This is a genomic window from Bradyrhizobium cytisi, assembly GCF_008123515.1.
Taxonomy (GTDB): domain Bacteria; phylum Pseudomonadota; class Alphaproteobacteria; order Rhizobiales; family Xanthobacteraceae; genus Bradyrhizobium; species Bradyrhizobium cytisi.
In genome coordinates this window covers 1-16144 of record NZ_VSSR01000021.1, presented here as the reverse complement: position 1 = coordinate 16144, position 16144 = coordinate 1, and the positions used below count along the sequence as shown (strand labels likewise).

The 16144-nt window shown below is 63.7% G+C and carries 11 protein-coding genes and 2 pseudogenes; 4 read left to right on the top strand and 9 right to left on the bottom strand.

Features of this window, described 5'->3' with window-relative positions; translation table 11 throughout:
• Window positions 1–950 precede the first annotated feature (950 nt).
• Window positions 951–1733 carry an enoyl-CoA hydratase/isomerase family protein gene (locus FXB38_RS12680; RefSeq protein WP_148751193.1) on the bottom strand — a complete coding sequence of 261 codons (783 nt, stop codon included), beginning with the start codon at window positions 1731–1733 and terminating at the stop codon, window positions 951–953.
• Window positions 1734–1865: 132 nt separating this feature from the next.
• A complete protein-coding gene (locus tag FXB38_RS12675; protein ID WP_148751192.1) occupies window positions 1866–3956 on the bottom strand; it encodes a molybdopterin oxidoreductase family protein in 2091 nt (696 codons plus the stop codon).
• A gap of 252 nt (window positions 3957–4208) precedes the next feature.
• Between FXB38_RS12675 and FXB38_RS12670 the strand changes: the two genes are divergently transcribed.
• Genes FXB38_RS12670 through FXB38_RS12655 form a run of 4 tightly spaced genes read left to right on the top strand, consistent with a single transcriptional unit; the run spans window position 4209 to window position 8473 of the window.
• Window positions 4209–5165 (top strand): tripartite tricarboxylate transporter substrate binding protein, encoded by a 957-nt coding sequence (locus tag FXB38_RS12670; protein ID WP_187434877.1) that lies wholly within the window; start codon window positions 4209–4211, stop codon window positions 5163–5165.
• A gap of 13 nt (window positions 5166–5178) precedes the next feature.
• Complete coding sequence (locus FXB38_RS12665; protein WP_148751191.1) at window positions 5179–5649, top strand: (2Fe-2S)-binding protein; 471 nt, start codon at window positions 5179–5181, stop codon at window positions 5647–5649.
• Window positions 5646–7778: a xanthine dehydrogenase family protein molybdopterin-binding subunit gene (locus tag FXB38_RS12660; protein WP_148751190.1), complete on the top strand. Its 2133-nt coding sequence runs from the start codon at window positions 5646–5648 to the stop codon at window positions 7776–7778. The genes FXB38_RS12665 and FXB38_RS12660 overlap by 4 nt, the downstream gene beginning before the upstream one ends.
• Window positions 7775–8473, top strand: a complete 699-nt coding sequence (locus FXB38_RS12655) for a molybdate ABC transporter substrate-binding protein (protein ID WP_148751189.1) — start codon at window positions 7775–7777, stop codon at window positions 8471–8473. Before FXB38_RS12660 ends, FXB38_RS12655 begins: the two co-directional genes overlap by 4 nt.
• 9 nt (window positions 8474–8482) lie before the next feature.
• On the opposite strand, the gene FXB38_RS12650 is transcribed toward FXB38_RS12655, so the two are convergent.
• The 7 genes and pseudogenes from FXB38_RS12650 to FXB38_RS12615 all read right to left on the bottom strand — a co-directional run.
• Window positions 8483–9289, bottom strand: a complete 807-nt coding sequence (locus tag FXB38_RS12650; RefSeq protein WP_148751188.1) for an SDR family NAD(P)-dependent oxidoreductase — start codon at window positions 9287–9289, stop codon at window positions 8483–8485.
• 78 nt (window positions 9290–9367) lie between these two features.
• The gene (locus FXB38_RS12645; protein WP_148751187.1) at window positions 9368–10660 is read right to left on the bottom strand and encodes a TRAP transporter large permease; all 1293 of its coding nucleotides are present in this window, start codon (window positions 10658–10660) and stop codon (window positions 9368–9370) included.
• Window positions 10651–11199 (bottom strand): TRAP transporter small permease, encoded by a 549-nt coding sequence (locus FXB38_RS12640; RefSeq protein ID WP_148751186.1) that lies wholly within the window; start codon window positions 11197–11199, stop codon window positions 10651–10653. The genes FXB38_RS12645 and FXB38_RS12640 overlap by 10 nt, the downstream gene beginning before the upstream one ends.
• 64 nt (window positions 11200–11263) lie before the next feature.
• On the bottom strand, window positions 11264–12235 hold the full coding sequence (locus tag FXB38_RS12635; protein WP_148751185.1) for a TRAP transporter substrate-binding protein: 972 nt from the start codon (window positions 12233–12235) through the stop codon (window positions 11264–11266).
• A 574-nt stretch (window positions 12236–12809) separates the two neighbouring features.
• Window positions 12810–13538, bottom strand: coding sequence for a Crp/Fnr family transcriptional regulator (locus FXB38_RS12625; RefSeq protein WP_148751183.1), 729 nt, complete (start codon window positions 13536–13538; stop codon window positions 12810–12812).
• Window positions 13539–13795: 257 nt separating this feature from the next.
• A pseudogene (locus tag FXB38_RS44835) lies at window positions 13796–14343 on the bottom strand (helix-turn-helix domain-containing protein); the annotation flags it as partial.
• Window positions 14344–14374: 31 nt separating this feature from the next.
• A pseudogene (locus FXB38_RS12615) lies at window positions 14375–15067 on the bottom strand (CoA-binding protein); the annotation flags it as partial.
• Window positions 15068–16144 lie beyond the last annotated feature (1077 nt).

The following is a 16144-nucleotide window of genomic DNA, read 5'->3' as shown; positions in this document are numbered from 1 at the left end:
TATCGAAGCCCTGGGCTGCCGGTCAGGTGAAAGCGACCTCCGCCGCCCAAAATCGAAGACGCGCATTTTCGATGCCCGCTTTCGTCGGCACAGCACAGTGTCTCTTCGGAACTACACCCAGCTCGCATTGTAGCTCAAATCCAGGAGGCGCAACCACCGATACCGACATTCGGTCCAAGTTGCGATCTGACTGAGGGATGCCTGCGTCCCGAACGCAGTGAACAACTTCTAAGTCGTTGATTTTTCTTGATCTGGATGGCCTTTTCGACCCGTTTTGTTCACGCTCGTTTCGTCCAATTCATTGCGATTTCGTTGCGGCGGCAGCCAGGGAGAACGGCGCTTGGCGCGTCATTGGGATCTTGGACTGGCGGCCGAGCAGCCGAGGCCTCCGAGGGTATCGGCCAGAGGAGCGACCAGACAGCGTGAGGATTGTACACCCGAAGAATGGAGAAGAAGCTTGGTGGCCTCTCTTCGACGAAACGGGCGCGCCTCTTTTCCCCGAGTTGATGGCGGAACTCGATTCGATCAAAGAGAGATTCGTTTCCGGATTGGCCTTTCGGCGTGACCATCCTCATCGAAGATCATGCATTGCACTTCCGTGGATTACACCCCGCAAAGATCTGCGCTACCTCCGATCGGTCGTAAAGAAAATTATCGTCACAGCCGGGCTCCGAAACGAGCTTTCATTTACATCATTTCGCCACGGCGGGTTCACGGAAGGTGCTGACAGCGACCTCACGGACGCTGAGTTACGGACCGCCGGCCGTCATCGCTCCAGACATCAATTGCCAACGTATGCAAAGCGTACACAGAAGCAGCTGATCGCTGCCTCTCAAAAGCGCCGGCTCCAGCGCTCTAGAACAGCTTCTTCAGAAGATCAGTTCGCGGCACCAACAAATTGAGGTATTTTTCTTGGATTTCTGATATTCCAAACTACCGAACATCTACGCCTACCGTCCCGTCCAGACCGGCTTCCTCTTCTCGCCGAATGCTTTCAGCCCCTCCTTGGCGTCCTCGGTCATCGCGAGCAGTGCGATCTGGCTTTCGGTGTAGGCGATGCTCTCGTCGAACGACATCGAGGCGATGGCGCGCATCGCGTATTTGCCGCGGCGGATCGCGGTCGGGGATTTATCGACGATGCGGCCGATCAGCCAGTCGATCTTGGCATCAAGCTCGGCCGTGGGCACGACGTAGTTGAGCAGGCCAGCCGCTTGCGCCGCCTTCGCATCGAACGGCTCGCCGGTGAGCGCCCATTCGTTGACGAGGCGTCGCGGTGCGATCTCCTGCAACAGGCTCAGCACCTGCATCGGAAACACGCCGACCTTCACCTCAGGCAGGCCGAAGATGACATGATCCGCCGCGACCGCCATGTCGGTCATGCAAAGAAGGCCCATACCTCCGGCCATGCAGACGCCGCCGACGCGCGCGATCGCGGGCTTGGTGGCGTTCTGCGACAGCCGCAGCAGATCGGCATAATCGACGTTCGGCCTGGAATGATCCATCGCGAAAGCCGCACCGGAATTCTGCAAATCGGCGCCGGCGCAGAACGCCTTGTCGCCCGCACCGGTCAACACGATGACGCGAACGTCCTTGTCGTCATGCGCGTCGCGATAGCCGCGTGCGATGCCGGCGATGACATCGCCGTTCAGCGCGTTGCGCTTTTCCGGCCGGTTGATGGTGATCCAGAGCGCCTGCCCGCGCTTCTCGGTGATGACGCCTGCGGTGTCGGTCATGACGCTATATCCTTGCTCCCGTTTTGCAGCCATCTGCGGCAGCCTCGGCGTGAGGTGCAAGGGCAAACTGCCATGCGGCGCCGCTTTAGCGCCTCGACGCAAATCTGCGCGCGATCAAAGCGCGAGCGCAGCTCAGGCCGCGGCCGCTTTCCTGATCCAGACCTTGTTGTCGTGAAACGCTGCGCCGCCGATCGGGGCAATCGTGTCCGCACCGGTCAGCATGTTGATGCCCCGGCCACCGATATGATTCTTGTTCGGATGCACAGATTCCGCAATCAGCACGCCGCGCCGCACGCCCTCGAACAGCACGGCAGTCAGCGTGGTCTCGCCGCGGGTGTTGCCGAGCGTCACTGCATCGCCGTCGGCGATGTCGAGTGCAGCCGCATCCAGCGGATGGATCATCACGCTCGCCTTGCCCTCGCGCGCCTGCGAGGACGGGGTCTCGTTGAAGGTGGTGTTGAGGAAGCTGCGCGACGGGCTGGTCGCGAGCCGGAACGGATGGGCCTGGTCGGTGTGCTCGATCACGGCCCAATGGTCCGGCAGCGACGGCATCTTGTCGAAATCGCCCATGGTCTGGCCGAACGGCGGATGCGCCCAGTCGGCCTTGAAATGGAATTTTTTGTCGGGATGAGCAAAGCCATCGAGATAGTGCGAGGTGCGGAAGTCCGGCTGCAGATCGCGCCAGATGTCGGCTTCGAGGCCGGCGATGTCGCCGTGGTCGCTGAGCTTCAGCGTCGCGTCGATCAATTCGCGCGGCGTCATCTCGAAGCCGCGATGCTTTGCGCCAAGCCGCGGCGCCAGCGCCTGCAGCACCTGGTGGTTCGAGCGGCATTCGCCGGGCGGATCGATCAGCTTCGGGCCGACCGAGATGTGCTGATGGCCGCCGCCGTAATAAAGATCGTCATGCTCCATGAACATGGTTGCCGGCAGCACGATGTCGGCCATTTGCGCCGTCTCGGTCATGAACTGCTCGTGCACCGCGACGAACAGATCCTCGCGCGCAAAGCCTTGGGCTACCCGCGCCTGCTCCGGAGCCACTGTCATCGGATTGGTATTCTGGATCAGCATCGCCTTGACCGGGCCCTTGCCGAGCAGAGCCTCGGCGTCGCCGGTAAGGATGCGGCCGATCTGCGACTGGTCGAGCGCGCGGGTGGCCTTGTCGATCTCGTCATGGCCTTCAATGACGGCTTCGTTGAAGTGCCACAGCGCGTAATTGTTGAAGAAGGCGCCGCCGCCCTCGTACTGCCAGGCGCCGGTCACCGCGGGAATGCAGTTGGCCGCATGCATCTGCGTCGCGCCGTTGCGCGAACGGGTGAAGCCGTAGCCGAGACGGAAGAAGGTCCGTTTGGTCTCGCCGACCGCCTTGGCGAAGGCCTCGATCTCCGCCACCGGCACGCCAGAGATTGCGGAGGCCCATTCCGGCGTGCGCGACTTCAGATGCGCCTCGAGTTCAGCCGGGCAGTCGGTGTACTTGTCCATGTAGGCGTGATCGGCATAACCGTCGCGGAAGAGAACATGCATCACGCCGCAGGCGAACGCGCCGTCGGTGCCGGGCCGCAGCAGGATCTTGATATCGGCCTGCTTCATGGTCTCGTTGTCGTAGACGTCGACCGCAGCGATTTTGGCGCCGCGCTCCTTCCGGGCACGCGCAGCGTGCGTCATCACGTTGACCTGCGTGTTGACCGGATTGGTGCCCCAGATCACCACGAGATCGGACAGCGCCATCTCGCGCGGATCGACGCCCGCGATCTTGCCGGTGCCGATCGCAAAGCCGATGCGCCCGACATTGGCGCAGATGGTCTGGTAGAAGCGCGAATATTTTTTCACATGCGTGAGACGGTTGAGGCCGTCGCGCATCACCAGCCCCATCGTGCCGGCGTAGTAATACGGCCAGATCGACTCCGCGCCGAACTCGCGCTCTGCCCGGTTGAAGCGATCGGCGATCTCGTCGAGCGCCTCGTCCCAGGAAATCCGCGCAAACTGGCCGGAGCCTTTCGCACCCGTCCGGCGCATCGGAAACATCACCCGCTCCGGGTGATGGATGCGCTCGGCGTAGCGCGCGACCTTGGCGCAGACCACGCCAGCCGTGTAGGTCTGCTTTTTCGAGCCGCGGACGCGGCCGATGCTGCGACCCTCGACCACCTCGATATCGAGCGCACAGGCCGACGGGCAATCGTGCGGACAGGTGGAGTGACGGATCTCGATCTTGGCGTGCTGGTTCATGACCAATTTCGTAACACCAAAATACCGGGCAGCCGAGGGCATTTATCCGGCAACGCCCATGCAAAATGCTCAAGCCATGCGCGTGGCGTGTTCCTCCCGCGACCGCGAAAGGCCCCGCCGCCACACCGAAAACGGTCCGATATTCCGGCCGAGATCGACTTTATGAGGCGTCGACAGCCCGCGCGCCCTGTCGCTACAGTGCCGGCCAACAAAAACGAGTTCAGGGAGGTGGGCGTGACGGCTCGACAATTGATGCTGGCGCTCGCCGCCGGCCTGCTCACCGCATGCTCCGCAACTCCGTCCCTGGCGCAAGGCTATCCTGCGCGCGCAGTCCGCATTGTCGTCCCCTTCGGCGCCGGCGGGCCGGCCGACGTCGCGGCGCGGCTGATCGGCAACGCGCTCCAGGAGCGCTTTGGCCAGCCCTTCGTGGTCGAGAACCGCACCGGTGCGGGCGGCGTCATCGGCACGGTCGAGGCTGCGAAGTCGGCGGCCGACGGCTACACCCTGTTGATGATGTCCAACACCCAGACCGCAAATGAATCGCTGCTGACGCCGGAGCAGCGCAAATACGATCTGATGCGTGACCTCGCACCGATTGCGCCCGTGAACTATTCCGAACTCGTGATCGTGGTGAACCCGCAAGTTCCGGCGAAGACGCTGCAGGAGTTCATCGCGCTCGCCAAGGCGCAGCCGGGCAAATTGAACTACGCCTCTTCCGGCCAGGGCACGCCCTATCACATGGCCGGCGAGCTGTTCAAAGCGATGGCCGGCATCGAAATCGTCCACGTCCCCTACCGCAACAGCGGCGAGGCGCGCAGCGGCGTGATCGGCGGCCAGGTGCAGATGATGATCGACGCGGTGCCGGCGATGGCGCCGAACATCGGAGAAAACCAGGTCCGCGCCCTCGCGACCACCGGCCAGCAGCGGTCCGCGGTGCTGCCCAATGTGCCGACTGCCGGCGAGGCCGGCGTTCCCGGCTACGAGGCGACGATCTGGCTCGGCCTGATGGCGCCAGTGGGCACGCCAAAACTTGTCATCGACAAGCTCAATTCGGCCGTGAACGCGATGGTGAAGCGGCCCGACATCGTAAAACTCTGGACTGAGCAGGGTGCCGTGCCCATGTCGATGACGCCGGAGGAGTTCGACAAGTTCCTCCAGGGCGACATCGCGAAATGGGCCGAAATCGTCAAGAAGTTCGATAAATCCTGAGGCCGCGCCGATCATGCCCACCATTCGATTCCAGCTCAACGGCGCGACGGTGGCGGTGGATGCCGATCCCGATCAAACGCTGCTCGACGTGCTGCGCGGCCAGCTCGGCACCACCAGTCCCCATTTCGGCTGCGGGGCCGGTGAATGCGGCGCCTGTTACGTGATGGTCGACAACCGCGCGATGGCGTCCTGCGACATGCCGATGTGGTCGGTGGCGGACAAGGAAATCGTCACACTGGAGGGCCTCGGCACCGCCGAGCAACCGCATCCGCTGCAACGCGCCTTCATCGCCGAACAGGCGATGCAATGCGGCTATTGCGTCTCGGGGATCCTGATCAGCGCGGCGGCGCTGCTGAAGCGCAATCCATCGCCATCGGAAGCCGAGGTCAGGGCGGCGCTCGACCGCAATCTGTGCCGCTGTGGATCGCACAACCGCATGGTCCGCGCCGTGCTCCGGGCGGCATCGGAGATCGCAACATCATGAGTGCGTCGCCCCCTGCCCCGAAACTGCCGCTTAGCCTCGCAGCCAATCCTAGACTGTCGTCCTGGGTGAAGTTCACCGGCGAAGGCCGCGTGGCGATCTCGCCCGGCAAGGTCGAGATCGGCCAGGGTATCGTCACGGCGCTGGCACAGATCGCGGCGGACGAGCTCGACATCGAGATCGGCCGCATCGACATGATCCGCGCCTCGACGGCTGCGAGCCCGAATGAGGGTGTCACTTCCGGCAGCCTGTCGATTCAGCAGTCCGGCCGCGCACTGCGCCACGTCTGCTCTGAGGTGCGCCAGCGCTTCCTCGCGGCAGCATCCGAACGTCTTGGCGTCGATGCGGCGCTGCTCGGTGTCGAGGACGGCACGATCTCAGGTCCCGGCAATATCAGGACCAGCTACTGGGAACTGGCTGGCGACGTCTCGCTGGATCGCGATGCGACCGCAGGCGCTTCGGCGAAGACTGCCGCCAAGCGCGCGGTCGCCGGGCATGCGATCCAGCGCGTCGACATTCCCGACAAGGTGTTCGCGCGGCCGCGGTTCATCCATGACTGCGCGTTGCCGGGGCTGGTGCATGGACGCGTGCTGCGGCCGGACATCTCGGGCGCGAGGCTGATCGCGCTCGACGAAGCGGCCGCACGCGGCGTTTCCGGTCTCATCGGCATCGTCCGCGACGGCAGTTTTGCAGGCGTCGTGGCCGACAGTGAGGTCGCGGCGGAAGCCGCGCTGAAGGCCCTGCGCAAGGATGCGACCTGGTCGGCCGGCGAGCCGCTTCCTGACGAAGACGATCTGGCTGACTTCCTGAGAAGCCAGCCAGTCGAGACCACGGTCATCGACACCCGGGTAGCCGCCGCGACAGAACAAGCTGCACGCACGCTCCGCCGGCAATACACGCGGCCCTACATCGCACATGCCTCGATCGCGCCGTCCTGCGCAATGGCGCGATGGGATGGCGACCGGGTCCATGTCTGGACGCACAGCCAGGGCGTCTATCTGCTGCGCGCCGATCTCGCGATCGTGCTTAAGCTGCCGACTGAGAACATCGTCGTCGAGCATATGGAAGGCGCAGGCTGCTACGGGCACAACGCGGCTGACGATGTCGCGCTCGATGCCGTGCTGCTGGCGAAGGCGGCCGACGGCCGCCCGGTGCGGGTGCAATGGTCTCGTCATGACGAAATGTCACACGCGCCGTTTGGTGCCGCGATGGCCATCGAGATCGAGGCCGATCTCGATGCGGATAACGAGATCATTGGCTGGCGCCATGCGATCTGGAGCAACGGCCACGCGGCGCGGCCCGGGCGTGCGGCGCAGCCCGCGCTACTGGCGGCAAGCGAGATCGCAAATCCCTATCCGCGCATGATCTCGACGAATCCGCCCGCTGCCAATGGCGGCGGAGGAGACCGCAACTCCGTTCCGCTCTATGACTTCCCGGCCTGGACGATCACGAGCCATCGCCTCCTGACCATGCCGGTGCGCACCTCGGCGCTGCGGACCCTCGGCGCGCAGGGCAATGTGTTCGCGATCGAATCTCTGGTCGACGAGATCGCCGCCTTGCGCGGCGAAGACCCGATCGCGTTTCGCCTGCAGCATCTCCGCGACGAGCGGGCACGCGAGGTGATCCGCGCAGCGGCGCGACGCGCGGCCTGGAAGCCCGAGCGGCGATCCGGCATCGGCTACGGCGTCGGCTTTGCCCGCTACAAGAACACCGGCGCCTATTGTGCAGGGATCGCCGAGATCGAAGGCACCGACGAGATCCGCGTGAGACGGCTGACGCTTGCGGTCGATGTCGGCGAAGCCATCAATCCGGACGGCGTCATCAACCAGATCGAGGGCGGCGCGATCCAGGCGACGAGCTGGGTGCTGAAGGAGCGCGTCCGCTTCGATCCGTTGCGCATCACATCGACCTCGTGGACGGACTATCCGATCCTGACATTCAGCGAGGTGCCAATGGTCGATGTGGAGATCATCCAGCGGCCGGAGATCGAGCCGGTCGGGGCCGGCGAGGCTGCGCACGGCCCTGTGACGGCGGCCATCGCGAATGCGGTCCATGATTGCCTTGGCGTGCGCATACGCGACCTGCCGATCACACGCGACAAAATCATCGCAGCCATGGAGCTTGCATCGTGACCACAGTGAACATTTTGAGCGGCGGCGCGGCGCAAGGCCTGGTGCGCGGCCTCAGCGAGGCCTTCAAGTTGCAGACCGGTTTCGGTATCGACGGCGAATTCGGCGCGGTCGGTGTGATGGCGGACAAGCTGCGCGCGGCCACGCCGGCGGATCTCGTGATCCTGACGCAGGCTCTGCTGGCAAAACTTGCCGCGGAGAAGCTTGTCGTCGCCTCCTCGATAGCCGATGTCGGCCGGGTCGAGACCGCGCTGGCGGTCCGCAGCCGCGATCCCAGGGTAACCGTGAACACGGAGGCCGATCTGCGCGAGGTCCTGCGCTCCGCGGACGCCATCTACGTTCCCGACACCAAGGCCTCGACCGCGGGCCAGCACGTCGCAAAAGTGCTGGATCAGCTCGGCATCGCCTATGAGGTCACATCGCGGCTGAAGATCTTTCCGAACGGCGCAACAGCGATGCGCGAGCTGGCGGCGTCCACCGCGACGCGGCCGATCGGATGCACGCAGGCGACCGAGATCATCGCAACCGAGGGCATCGCACTATCAGGTTCGCTGCCGCCGGGCTGCGAGCTGGTGACGATGTATACCGCCGGCGTGACCGCGCAAGCGGCGCATCCGAACGAAGCCGCCGCGCTGATCGCACTGCTGACTGGCGCAGATCACAGGGACCTGCGCCGGCGCGTGGGCTTTGCCGGCTAGATGTGTACCTTATGTGTGCAGCTGGGTGAGACCGGTCGGCGGACCGTCGACCCCGGTCCAGCCGCCATCGACGAACAGCGTGCTGCCGGTGACATAGCTCGCGGCGTCCGAGGCGAGATAGGCCACCGCCGTCGCGACCTCGTCGGCGCTGCTCCAGCGGTTGAACACGGTGTGGCCGGCGTAGAGATTGTAGATGTCGGGACGCTGCTTGAACGGGCTGGTCAGCGCGGTCTCGGCGATGCTCGGCGCGATCGCGTTGACGCGAACGCCGGAGCGGCCGACCTCGGAGGCAAAGCCCTTCACCAGCAGACCAATCGCGGCCTTCGTCGATCCATAGACGCCGAGGCCCGGCTCAATGGTCACCGCACGCACCGAGGAGCAGGCGATGATGCTGCCGCCCTTTTGCTCGACCATGATGCGGCCAAAGGCCTGGAAGAACCAGACCGTTCCCTTGACGTTGAGGTTCAGGACGCGGTCGAGATCCTCCTCGGTGTAGTCGAGGATGGTCTTGCGGATGTTGAGCCCGGGCGTGGTCACGGCGATGTCGAGCCGCGAAAACTTCTGCATCACGGTTTTGGCGAGCGCGTTGACGTCGGCAGCGCTCGCAGCATCGCATGCGGCCGCTTCGGCCCAACCGCCCTTGTCGCGAATGCCCGCGGCCGTCGCCTCTGCCGCGTCAAGCGCGCGATCGGCGCAGACAACGCGGGCGCCAAGCCCGGCCAGCGCCTCGGCCGACGATTTGCCGATGCCCGATGCGGCGCCGAGCACCACGGCCGTCTTGCCGGTCAGATCGAAGAGCTTGCGATAGTCAGTCACGGACAGATTCTCCCTGTTGCTGTGACGCAAACTATCGCAAGCGCGGTTCGCCGGCCAATGCCGGCGAACGCACGACTGCTATCCCTTATATCCCATCAGCAGACGGGGCAGCCACAGCGAGAAGGCCGGGACATAGGTCACGAACATCAGCGCCGCGATTAGGGCCGCGTAGAACGGCATGATGGTGCGCATCACCGCGCCGACCGAGATGCCGCCAATGGCGCAACCGACAAACTGCGTCGTGCCGACCGGCGGGGTGTTCAGCCCGAGGGCGCAGTTGATCAGCATCAGCATGCCGAACTGCACCGGGTCCATGCCCGCCTTCATCGCGATCGGCAGGAAGATCGGGGTGCAGATCAGGATGGTCGCCGCCATGTCCATGAACGTGCCGAGCAAGAACAGGATGACGTTGATGAGCAGGAAGATCATCCAGGGCTGCGACGAGACCTTGCTCATGAGGTCGCCAGCGAAGTCGGCGACCTCATAGAGGCCCATCAGATACTGGAACATGGTGGAGACGCCGATCAGCAGCAACACCACGCCCGTCGTCTTCACCGCCTTCGCTGCGGCGCGCAGGAAGTTCGACAAGGTCATGGTGCGGTAGATGAAGAACGTCAGCAGGATCGTATATGTAACCGCGACGGCAGCGGACTCAGTTGCCGTAAAGACACCGGACAGGATGCCGGACAGGATGATGCCGACGATCAGAAGGCCGGGCAGCGCGGCTGTGAACGAGCGAAACACCTCGGCCCAGCCCGGGAACTTGCCGGCCGGATAGCCGCGCTTCACCGCCACCGCGTAGGCGGCGGCCAGCATGCACACCATCAGCACCATCGCCGGCAGGAGGCCGGCGGCGATCAGTGCGCCGATCGAGACCTTGCCGCCGGCGGCGAGCGCATAGATGATCATGTTGTGGCTGGTCGGCATCAGCGCTCCGACCAGCGAGGCATGGGTGGTGACATTGACGGCGTAGTCGGTGTCGAACCCTTCCTTTTTCATCATCGGGATCATCACCGCGCCCATCGCCGATACGTCGGCCACGGGCGAGCCGGAGACGCCGCCGAACAGCGTACAGGCGACCACGTTCGACATGCCGAGGCCGCCGCGGATGTGTCCGACGAGATTCTTGGCGAGCTGCACGATCTTGTCGGCGACGCCGCCATGCAGCATCAGCTCACCGCTGAACACGAAGAACGGAATGGCCAGGAACGAGAAGATGTTCATCCCCGACATCATCTGCTGGAAGATGACGGCGACCGGCAGGCCTTCGTAAAGGATGGTGCAAATCGCCGACAGCCCGATCGCGAAGGCGACCGGTACGCCGAGGACAAGGAAGCCGAAGAAGGTGGCGCCGAGAATAATCAGTTCCATGAGGGGACGACCTCTTCGCCACGCAGGAGAGCAATGATGTGCTCGATTGAGAAGGAGACGATCAGAACGCCGGAGGCGATCAGTGGCACGTAACGGACGACCTCGGGAAGGCCGAGATTGGGGATCTTCACGGTTCCGACCGACGCGCCGAGGATCCAGCCGTTGTAGACCATCGCAACGCCGAAGATCGCCACCAGGACGTGGATCACGAACTCGATCTTCTCGCGTACATGATCCGGAAGCATCACCAGCAAGCTGTCCATGCCGATATGTCCGGCATCGCGTACGCCGACGGCGGCGCCGATCAGCGTGACGTAGAGGATCAGCACCAGTGCGAGATTCTCCGTCCAGGTCGGGCTGGAATTGAGCACGTAACGCCCGAACACCTGGTAGAACACGATGGTGACGATGACGAGCAGGCCGGTCACGGACAGATACATGCCGAGCCGGGCGATGACGGCATTGATCCGCGACAGCAAGCCGGTGGACGGTCGCCCTTCTACCTCCTGCTCGTGGCTTGCAACGTGAGGGTCTGTCATCATCGTCTCCTAGCAAGGGCCCGGTGCCGCCTCGCGGCGACGCCGGACCGAATGCGCTGTGGTGCTACTTCGTGGCCTGAATGCGCTTGACGAGGCTCTGCAGCTTGTCGTCACCGGCGAACTTGGCGTAGACCGGCTTCATCGCATCGACGAACTCCTGCTTGTTCGCGATCGTGACGACCTGAACGCCGGCTGCCTCGACGGTTTTGCGCGAAGCCTGCTCACGCTCGTCCCAGAGCTTGCGCATGACGGGCACCGATTCCTTGGCCGCCTTGCGGATCATCGCCTGATCCTCCTTGCTGAGCGTGTCCCAGACCTTCTTCGACATCACCAGGACTTCGGGCGCCAGCGAGTGCTCGGTGACGTTGTAGAACTTGGCGGCCTCGAAGTGGCGCGAGGATTCGTAGGAAGGCCAGTTGTTCTCGGCAGCGTCCACCAGGCCGGTCTTGAGGGCGGTGTAGACCTCGCCATACGGCATCGGCGTCGGGTTGGCGCCGAGGCTCTCGATCATGCCGACCCACAGATCGGACTGCTGGACGCGGATCTTCAGGCCCTTGACGTCTGCAAGCGACTTGATCGGTGCCTTGACGGTGTAAATCGAACGGGCGCCGCTGTCGTAATAGGCGAGGCCGATCAGGCCGGCCGGCTCCATGGCGGCCAGGATCTCGTCGCCAATCGGCCCGTCGAGAACGTTGCGCATATGCTGGGTGTCGCGGAACACGAAGGGCAGGCACAGCGCGACGGTCTCAGGCACGAAATTGTTGAGCGGCGATGAGTTGATCCGCATCATGTCGAGCGCGCCGATCTTGAGCTGCTCGATGGTGTCCTTCTCGGAGCCCAGAGCTCCGTTCGGAAATACCTTCACGCCAAGCTTGCCGCCGCTCGCTGTCGCAAGCTGCTTGCCCAAGAACTTGACGGCTTCGACGGTCGGATAGTCGGCCGGATGGACGTCGGCGGAGCGGAAATCGCGTGCGGTTGCGAGCGGCGCCGACACCGCCAATGCAGCGGCTGCGATGATACCGATTAATGTCTTCATCTGGGGTTTCCTCCTGAGTTGATTATGTCGTCGTTGGGCACGTGCTGCGGGCCGCCTTGGGTCGCTCCACTTCGGGTGTGAAGTCAAGCGCTGCAACTGCACCACCTTCGTAGGGTTGCGTAGCGGAGTCGAGGGGATTTGGCTCGTTGGTAGTGTCTGCCCGGGACAGTGCGACGCTCATCGCGCCCGCTCCTACGGGGGACCTGCGCGGCAAGTGCCGGCTCCCCGGCAATCGGGCCGCGTCACCGGCCAATGCCGGATGCGCGGTAGCGATGCTCATCGTATCCATGGACATTCCTCTGGTATTGTGCTCGACCGCTATTGATTGCGGCTTGAGGTTCGGGCGAGACGATCGCCTCATCCTGTACGAACGCGCCGCACCGGCGCGATATCGCCAGCGTCGTCCCTAGGGCGGGCGGCATTCTGAGTCCAAGCCAAATGCGGCATTGATCGATGCTGGAGTTGCATCGATCAACCACGCGGTGCCCCCGCGGACAATCGGCAGAAAGTTCAATTTTTCCGAATACAGACACGAGGGAGCGCTACGTGGGCAGAGCGCCCCACCGCGAGAAGCTCACTCGCCCTCGAGGCCACTCTCGGCGAGCGCGCGCAGCGCATCGGTATCAAGCACGACGATGGCGCCATGCTCGAGGCGCACCCAGTTGCGTCCGGACCATGCGCGCAATTGCTTGTTGATGCTCTCGCGCGTCATCCCCACCATCTCGCTGATCTCCTGCTGGGTAATCGCGAGTGTGCCGCTGCCCGAGTCGAACTTGCGCTCCTCGGTGAGGCCGAGCAGCGCGCTTGCCAACCGGCCCGGCAGATTCTGCAAGATCACCTGCTCGACCTGCTGGCTGGTCCAGCGCAGCCGCGCACAGAGCAGTTCGATGAATTTCATCGCGAGCGCCGGCTGACTCTTCACGAACGGCAGAAAGTCGCGGCGGTCGATGATGTAGAGTTCGCAATTGGTATTGGCGGTCGCGTCCGCCGACCGCGGTGCACCATCGAGCACGGCGATCTCGCCGAAGATTTCTCCGGGACCGATCAGATTGAGAATGGCGTTCCGGCCGTCGGGCGACGAGGAGGAAATCTTTACTGTTCCGGAGATCACCGCGAACAGATTGTTGCCGGGGTCGCCCTTGGCGGCGATGGTCGAGCCACGCTTGACCGTGGTGTGCTTGGCATAGCGGCAGAGCTGATCAAGCGCGTCCGGTTCCAGATCCGCGAAGATCGGGTGCTTGCGCAGGACTGAGAGTTTGTTGCCCGACGACTGTCGGGGGTCGCCGGTCTTGTCCTGAGGCACGCCGGGACTCCTAAGACTGCGAGGCATTGGAGTTCCTGCGTAGTCAGTGTTGCCGGGCTTTTCAACCGGAAAGCACAGGCACGGCTTTAGGCAAGTGTAGTTAAAATGCCCCGGTCGCGTCGGCGAAATCTCACCCGGAGGGTGCGCGGATGCGTTTCAGACTATGCAGAGTTGCAGAGACAGCAAGCCTCAGCGGAACTGCGGCACTTCCGAAAGGCGCGAATCGGCCGGGCCGGTGTCCGCATGCCGGGCAAAATTCAGGCCGCAGCCAGGGCCTCGACCCGTGCGGGATCGCGCAGGCTGATTCCGCCATGGAGGATCTCGATCGCTCCATGCCGTCCAGCTTGGTGAAGGTGCGGCTGACGGTTTCGATGGTCAGGCCGAGATAATCCGCAATGTCCTGCCGGCTCATCGGACGTGGGACCGTGTTCGACGACCCCTTGAGTGAGAACAGCCGCTCGCGCCAGCCGAGTAGAAACGTCCGCGACCTTTTCATCCGCCGAGCGACGGCCGAGCAGGACCATGTGGGCGCGCGCCTGGCTCAACTCACGGATCGCCATCTCGTTGATTCGCTTGAGCAGATGCGGCCGGTCCTCGATGAAGCGACCGAACGGCGCCTTGGCGAACTGGCACACGGCCACCGTGCCGATCGCGTCGGCCGAGAAATTGTGACGGCCCGAAATATTCATCCCCAGGAAATCGCCGGGCAGTGCAAAGCCCACGATCTGACGCCTGCCGTCAGGAAGCAGCTTGTACAGTCGCATGACCCCTCGAGCAGATTGTAGAACGAGGTCGTGAAACCGTCAGCGAGGAGCAGGAGCAGCTGCATGAGCTCATCGCAGAGCGCTTGAGCACGACGGTCCCGCACGGCGGAAGACCGCGTCGGCGCCTGCAAGCGCGTCCGTATGCGTGGCGGCGGCCTTCGCGCCCTGCGCCATGCGGCCGGACTTCACCACGACGACGGGTTTCACGCGCGCCGCAGCGCGCGCCACCGACATGAACTTCCGCGCGTCCTTGATGGCTTCGATATAGAGCACGATCGCGCGGGACTTGTGATCCATTGCGAAATGGTCGAGCAGGTCCGCGATGTCGACGTCGATCTGATCGCCGATCGTAACGATGCCTGAGAAGCCGACGCCGCGTTGGGCGGCCCAATCCACCATGCCGGCCGCGATCGCGCCCGACTGGGAGATCAGCGCGAGGTTTCCCGCCCCCGGCATGTGCGCCGCGAAACTCGCGTCGAGGCTTGCGCCGGGCATCATGATGCCGAGGCAGTTGGGGCCGATCAGCCGCATACCGTATTTGCGGGCGACAGCAGTGACCGCTTCCTGAAGCGATCCCGGTCCGTGACCAAGCCCCGCCGAGACGATCAGGGCGCCGGCCGAGCTGCGACGGCCAGTCTGGTCAATGATATCAGGGACCTCGCGCGCCGGCGCGGTGACGACGACGAGCTCAGGCACGAAGGACAGCTTCTCCAGGCTGCCCACCGCCGCGACTCTGCCGATCTCGGCATGGCGTGGGTTCACCAGAGATCACATTTGTCCGCTCGGGCAGCGGACCCGACGGTTGCGATGCTAGCCCGGAGATGGAGCGAGCGCACCTTGAGTCCTGAACCGGAAGTTTGCAACACCGCGTCGCATTCTGCTGCTGGGCATTGTAGCGGCAGAAGCGCTCGATGGAAGCAAGGAGGTCATCGGAGGTCTGGTTCTTCGGATTGGTTTCGTGCCGGCTCGATGAACGACTTGTGGTGCCGTCCCTCGCGTATCATGACTTCTTCGTGCCGGCCGGCCAAAACGCATCGGCAGCATGGGCTAACTGCGGTCCAGCGCCTCGATTTGGAGACTTCTCGTCCACACGCGGAGCAATAGCGTGCTCAGGCGGCAAGACGTACAGGCCCACGACGTCGCACACTTTGGCCACGAAACTTAGGTTGGTCAAAAGCTTGAAACATCTCCATCCGATGCGGCTGGAGTCCGAAGGCCCGCCAGATGCGCTCCACTGTCGCCACGAGAGGCCGCTGGCCTTCGCCATGTCGCGGGAATTCCAACGGGTGGCGTTCTCAGGGCACCTCTCCACTGTCCTCACGATCAGGGCTTCGATACGAGCATCGTCAATCGTGCGCGGCGCTCCGGAGCGCGGCTCGTGATACAGCCAGTTCACCCGACGCTCCACAAACGGTTGCCGCCACTTACCGACCGTCGTCCGGTCCAGGCCTGCTTGGCCGCCACTTCCTTGTTCTGACTGCCTTCCGCGCAGGTCAGCACGATCCGGGCTCTTAGAGCCAGCTCCTGCGTCGCCTTCCGCCGCAGCGACTTCAGTCCGGCAAGCTCGTCATCGCTCGATATCAGGACACAAGTTGCTGGACCGCCATCAGAAACTCTTTCGCTGCTGCAGCTCCCATTCTGGTACAGCGACGCGAACCTTCTGCCTACATTGCGAACTTGTGACTCGGGACACTAGATTGTGGCAAGGGCCGATGAAATGAGTAAACGACCTCGATCATTGTCCTGCGAATTCGAGCGCTGACGCGGAAAGCAGGCAACTGGCGGCGAGCAGAAGCCGACTGGACGTCATGCCAGCTCACACCCTAGTCATCTGGAACCCAA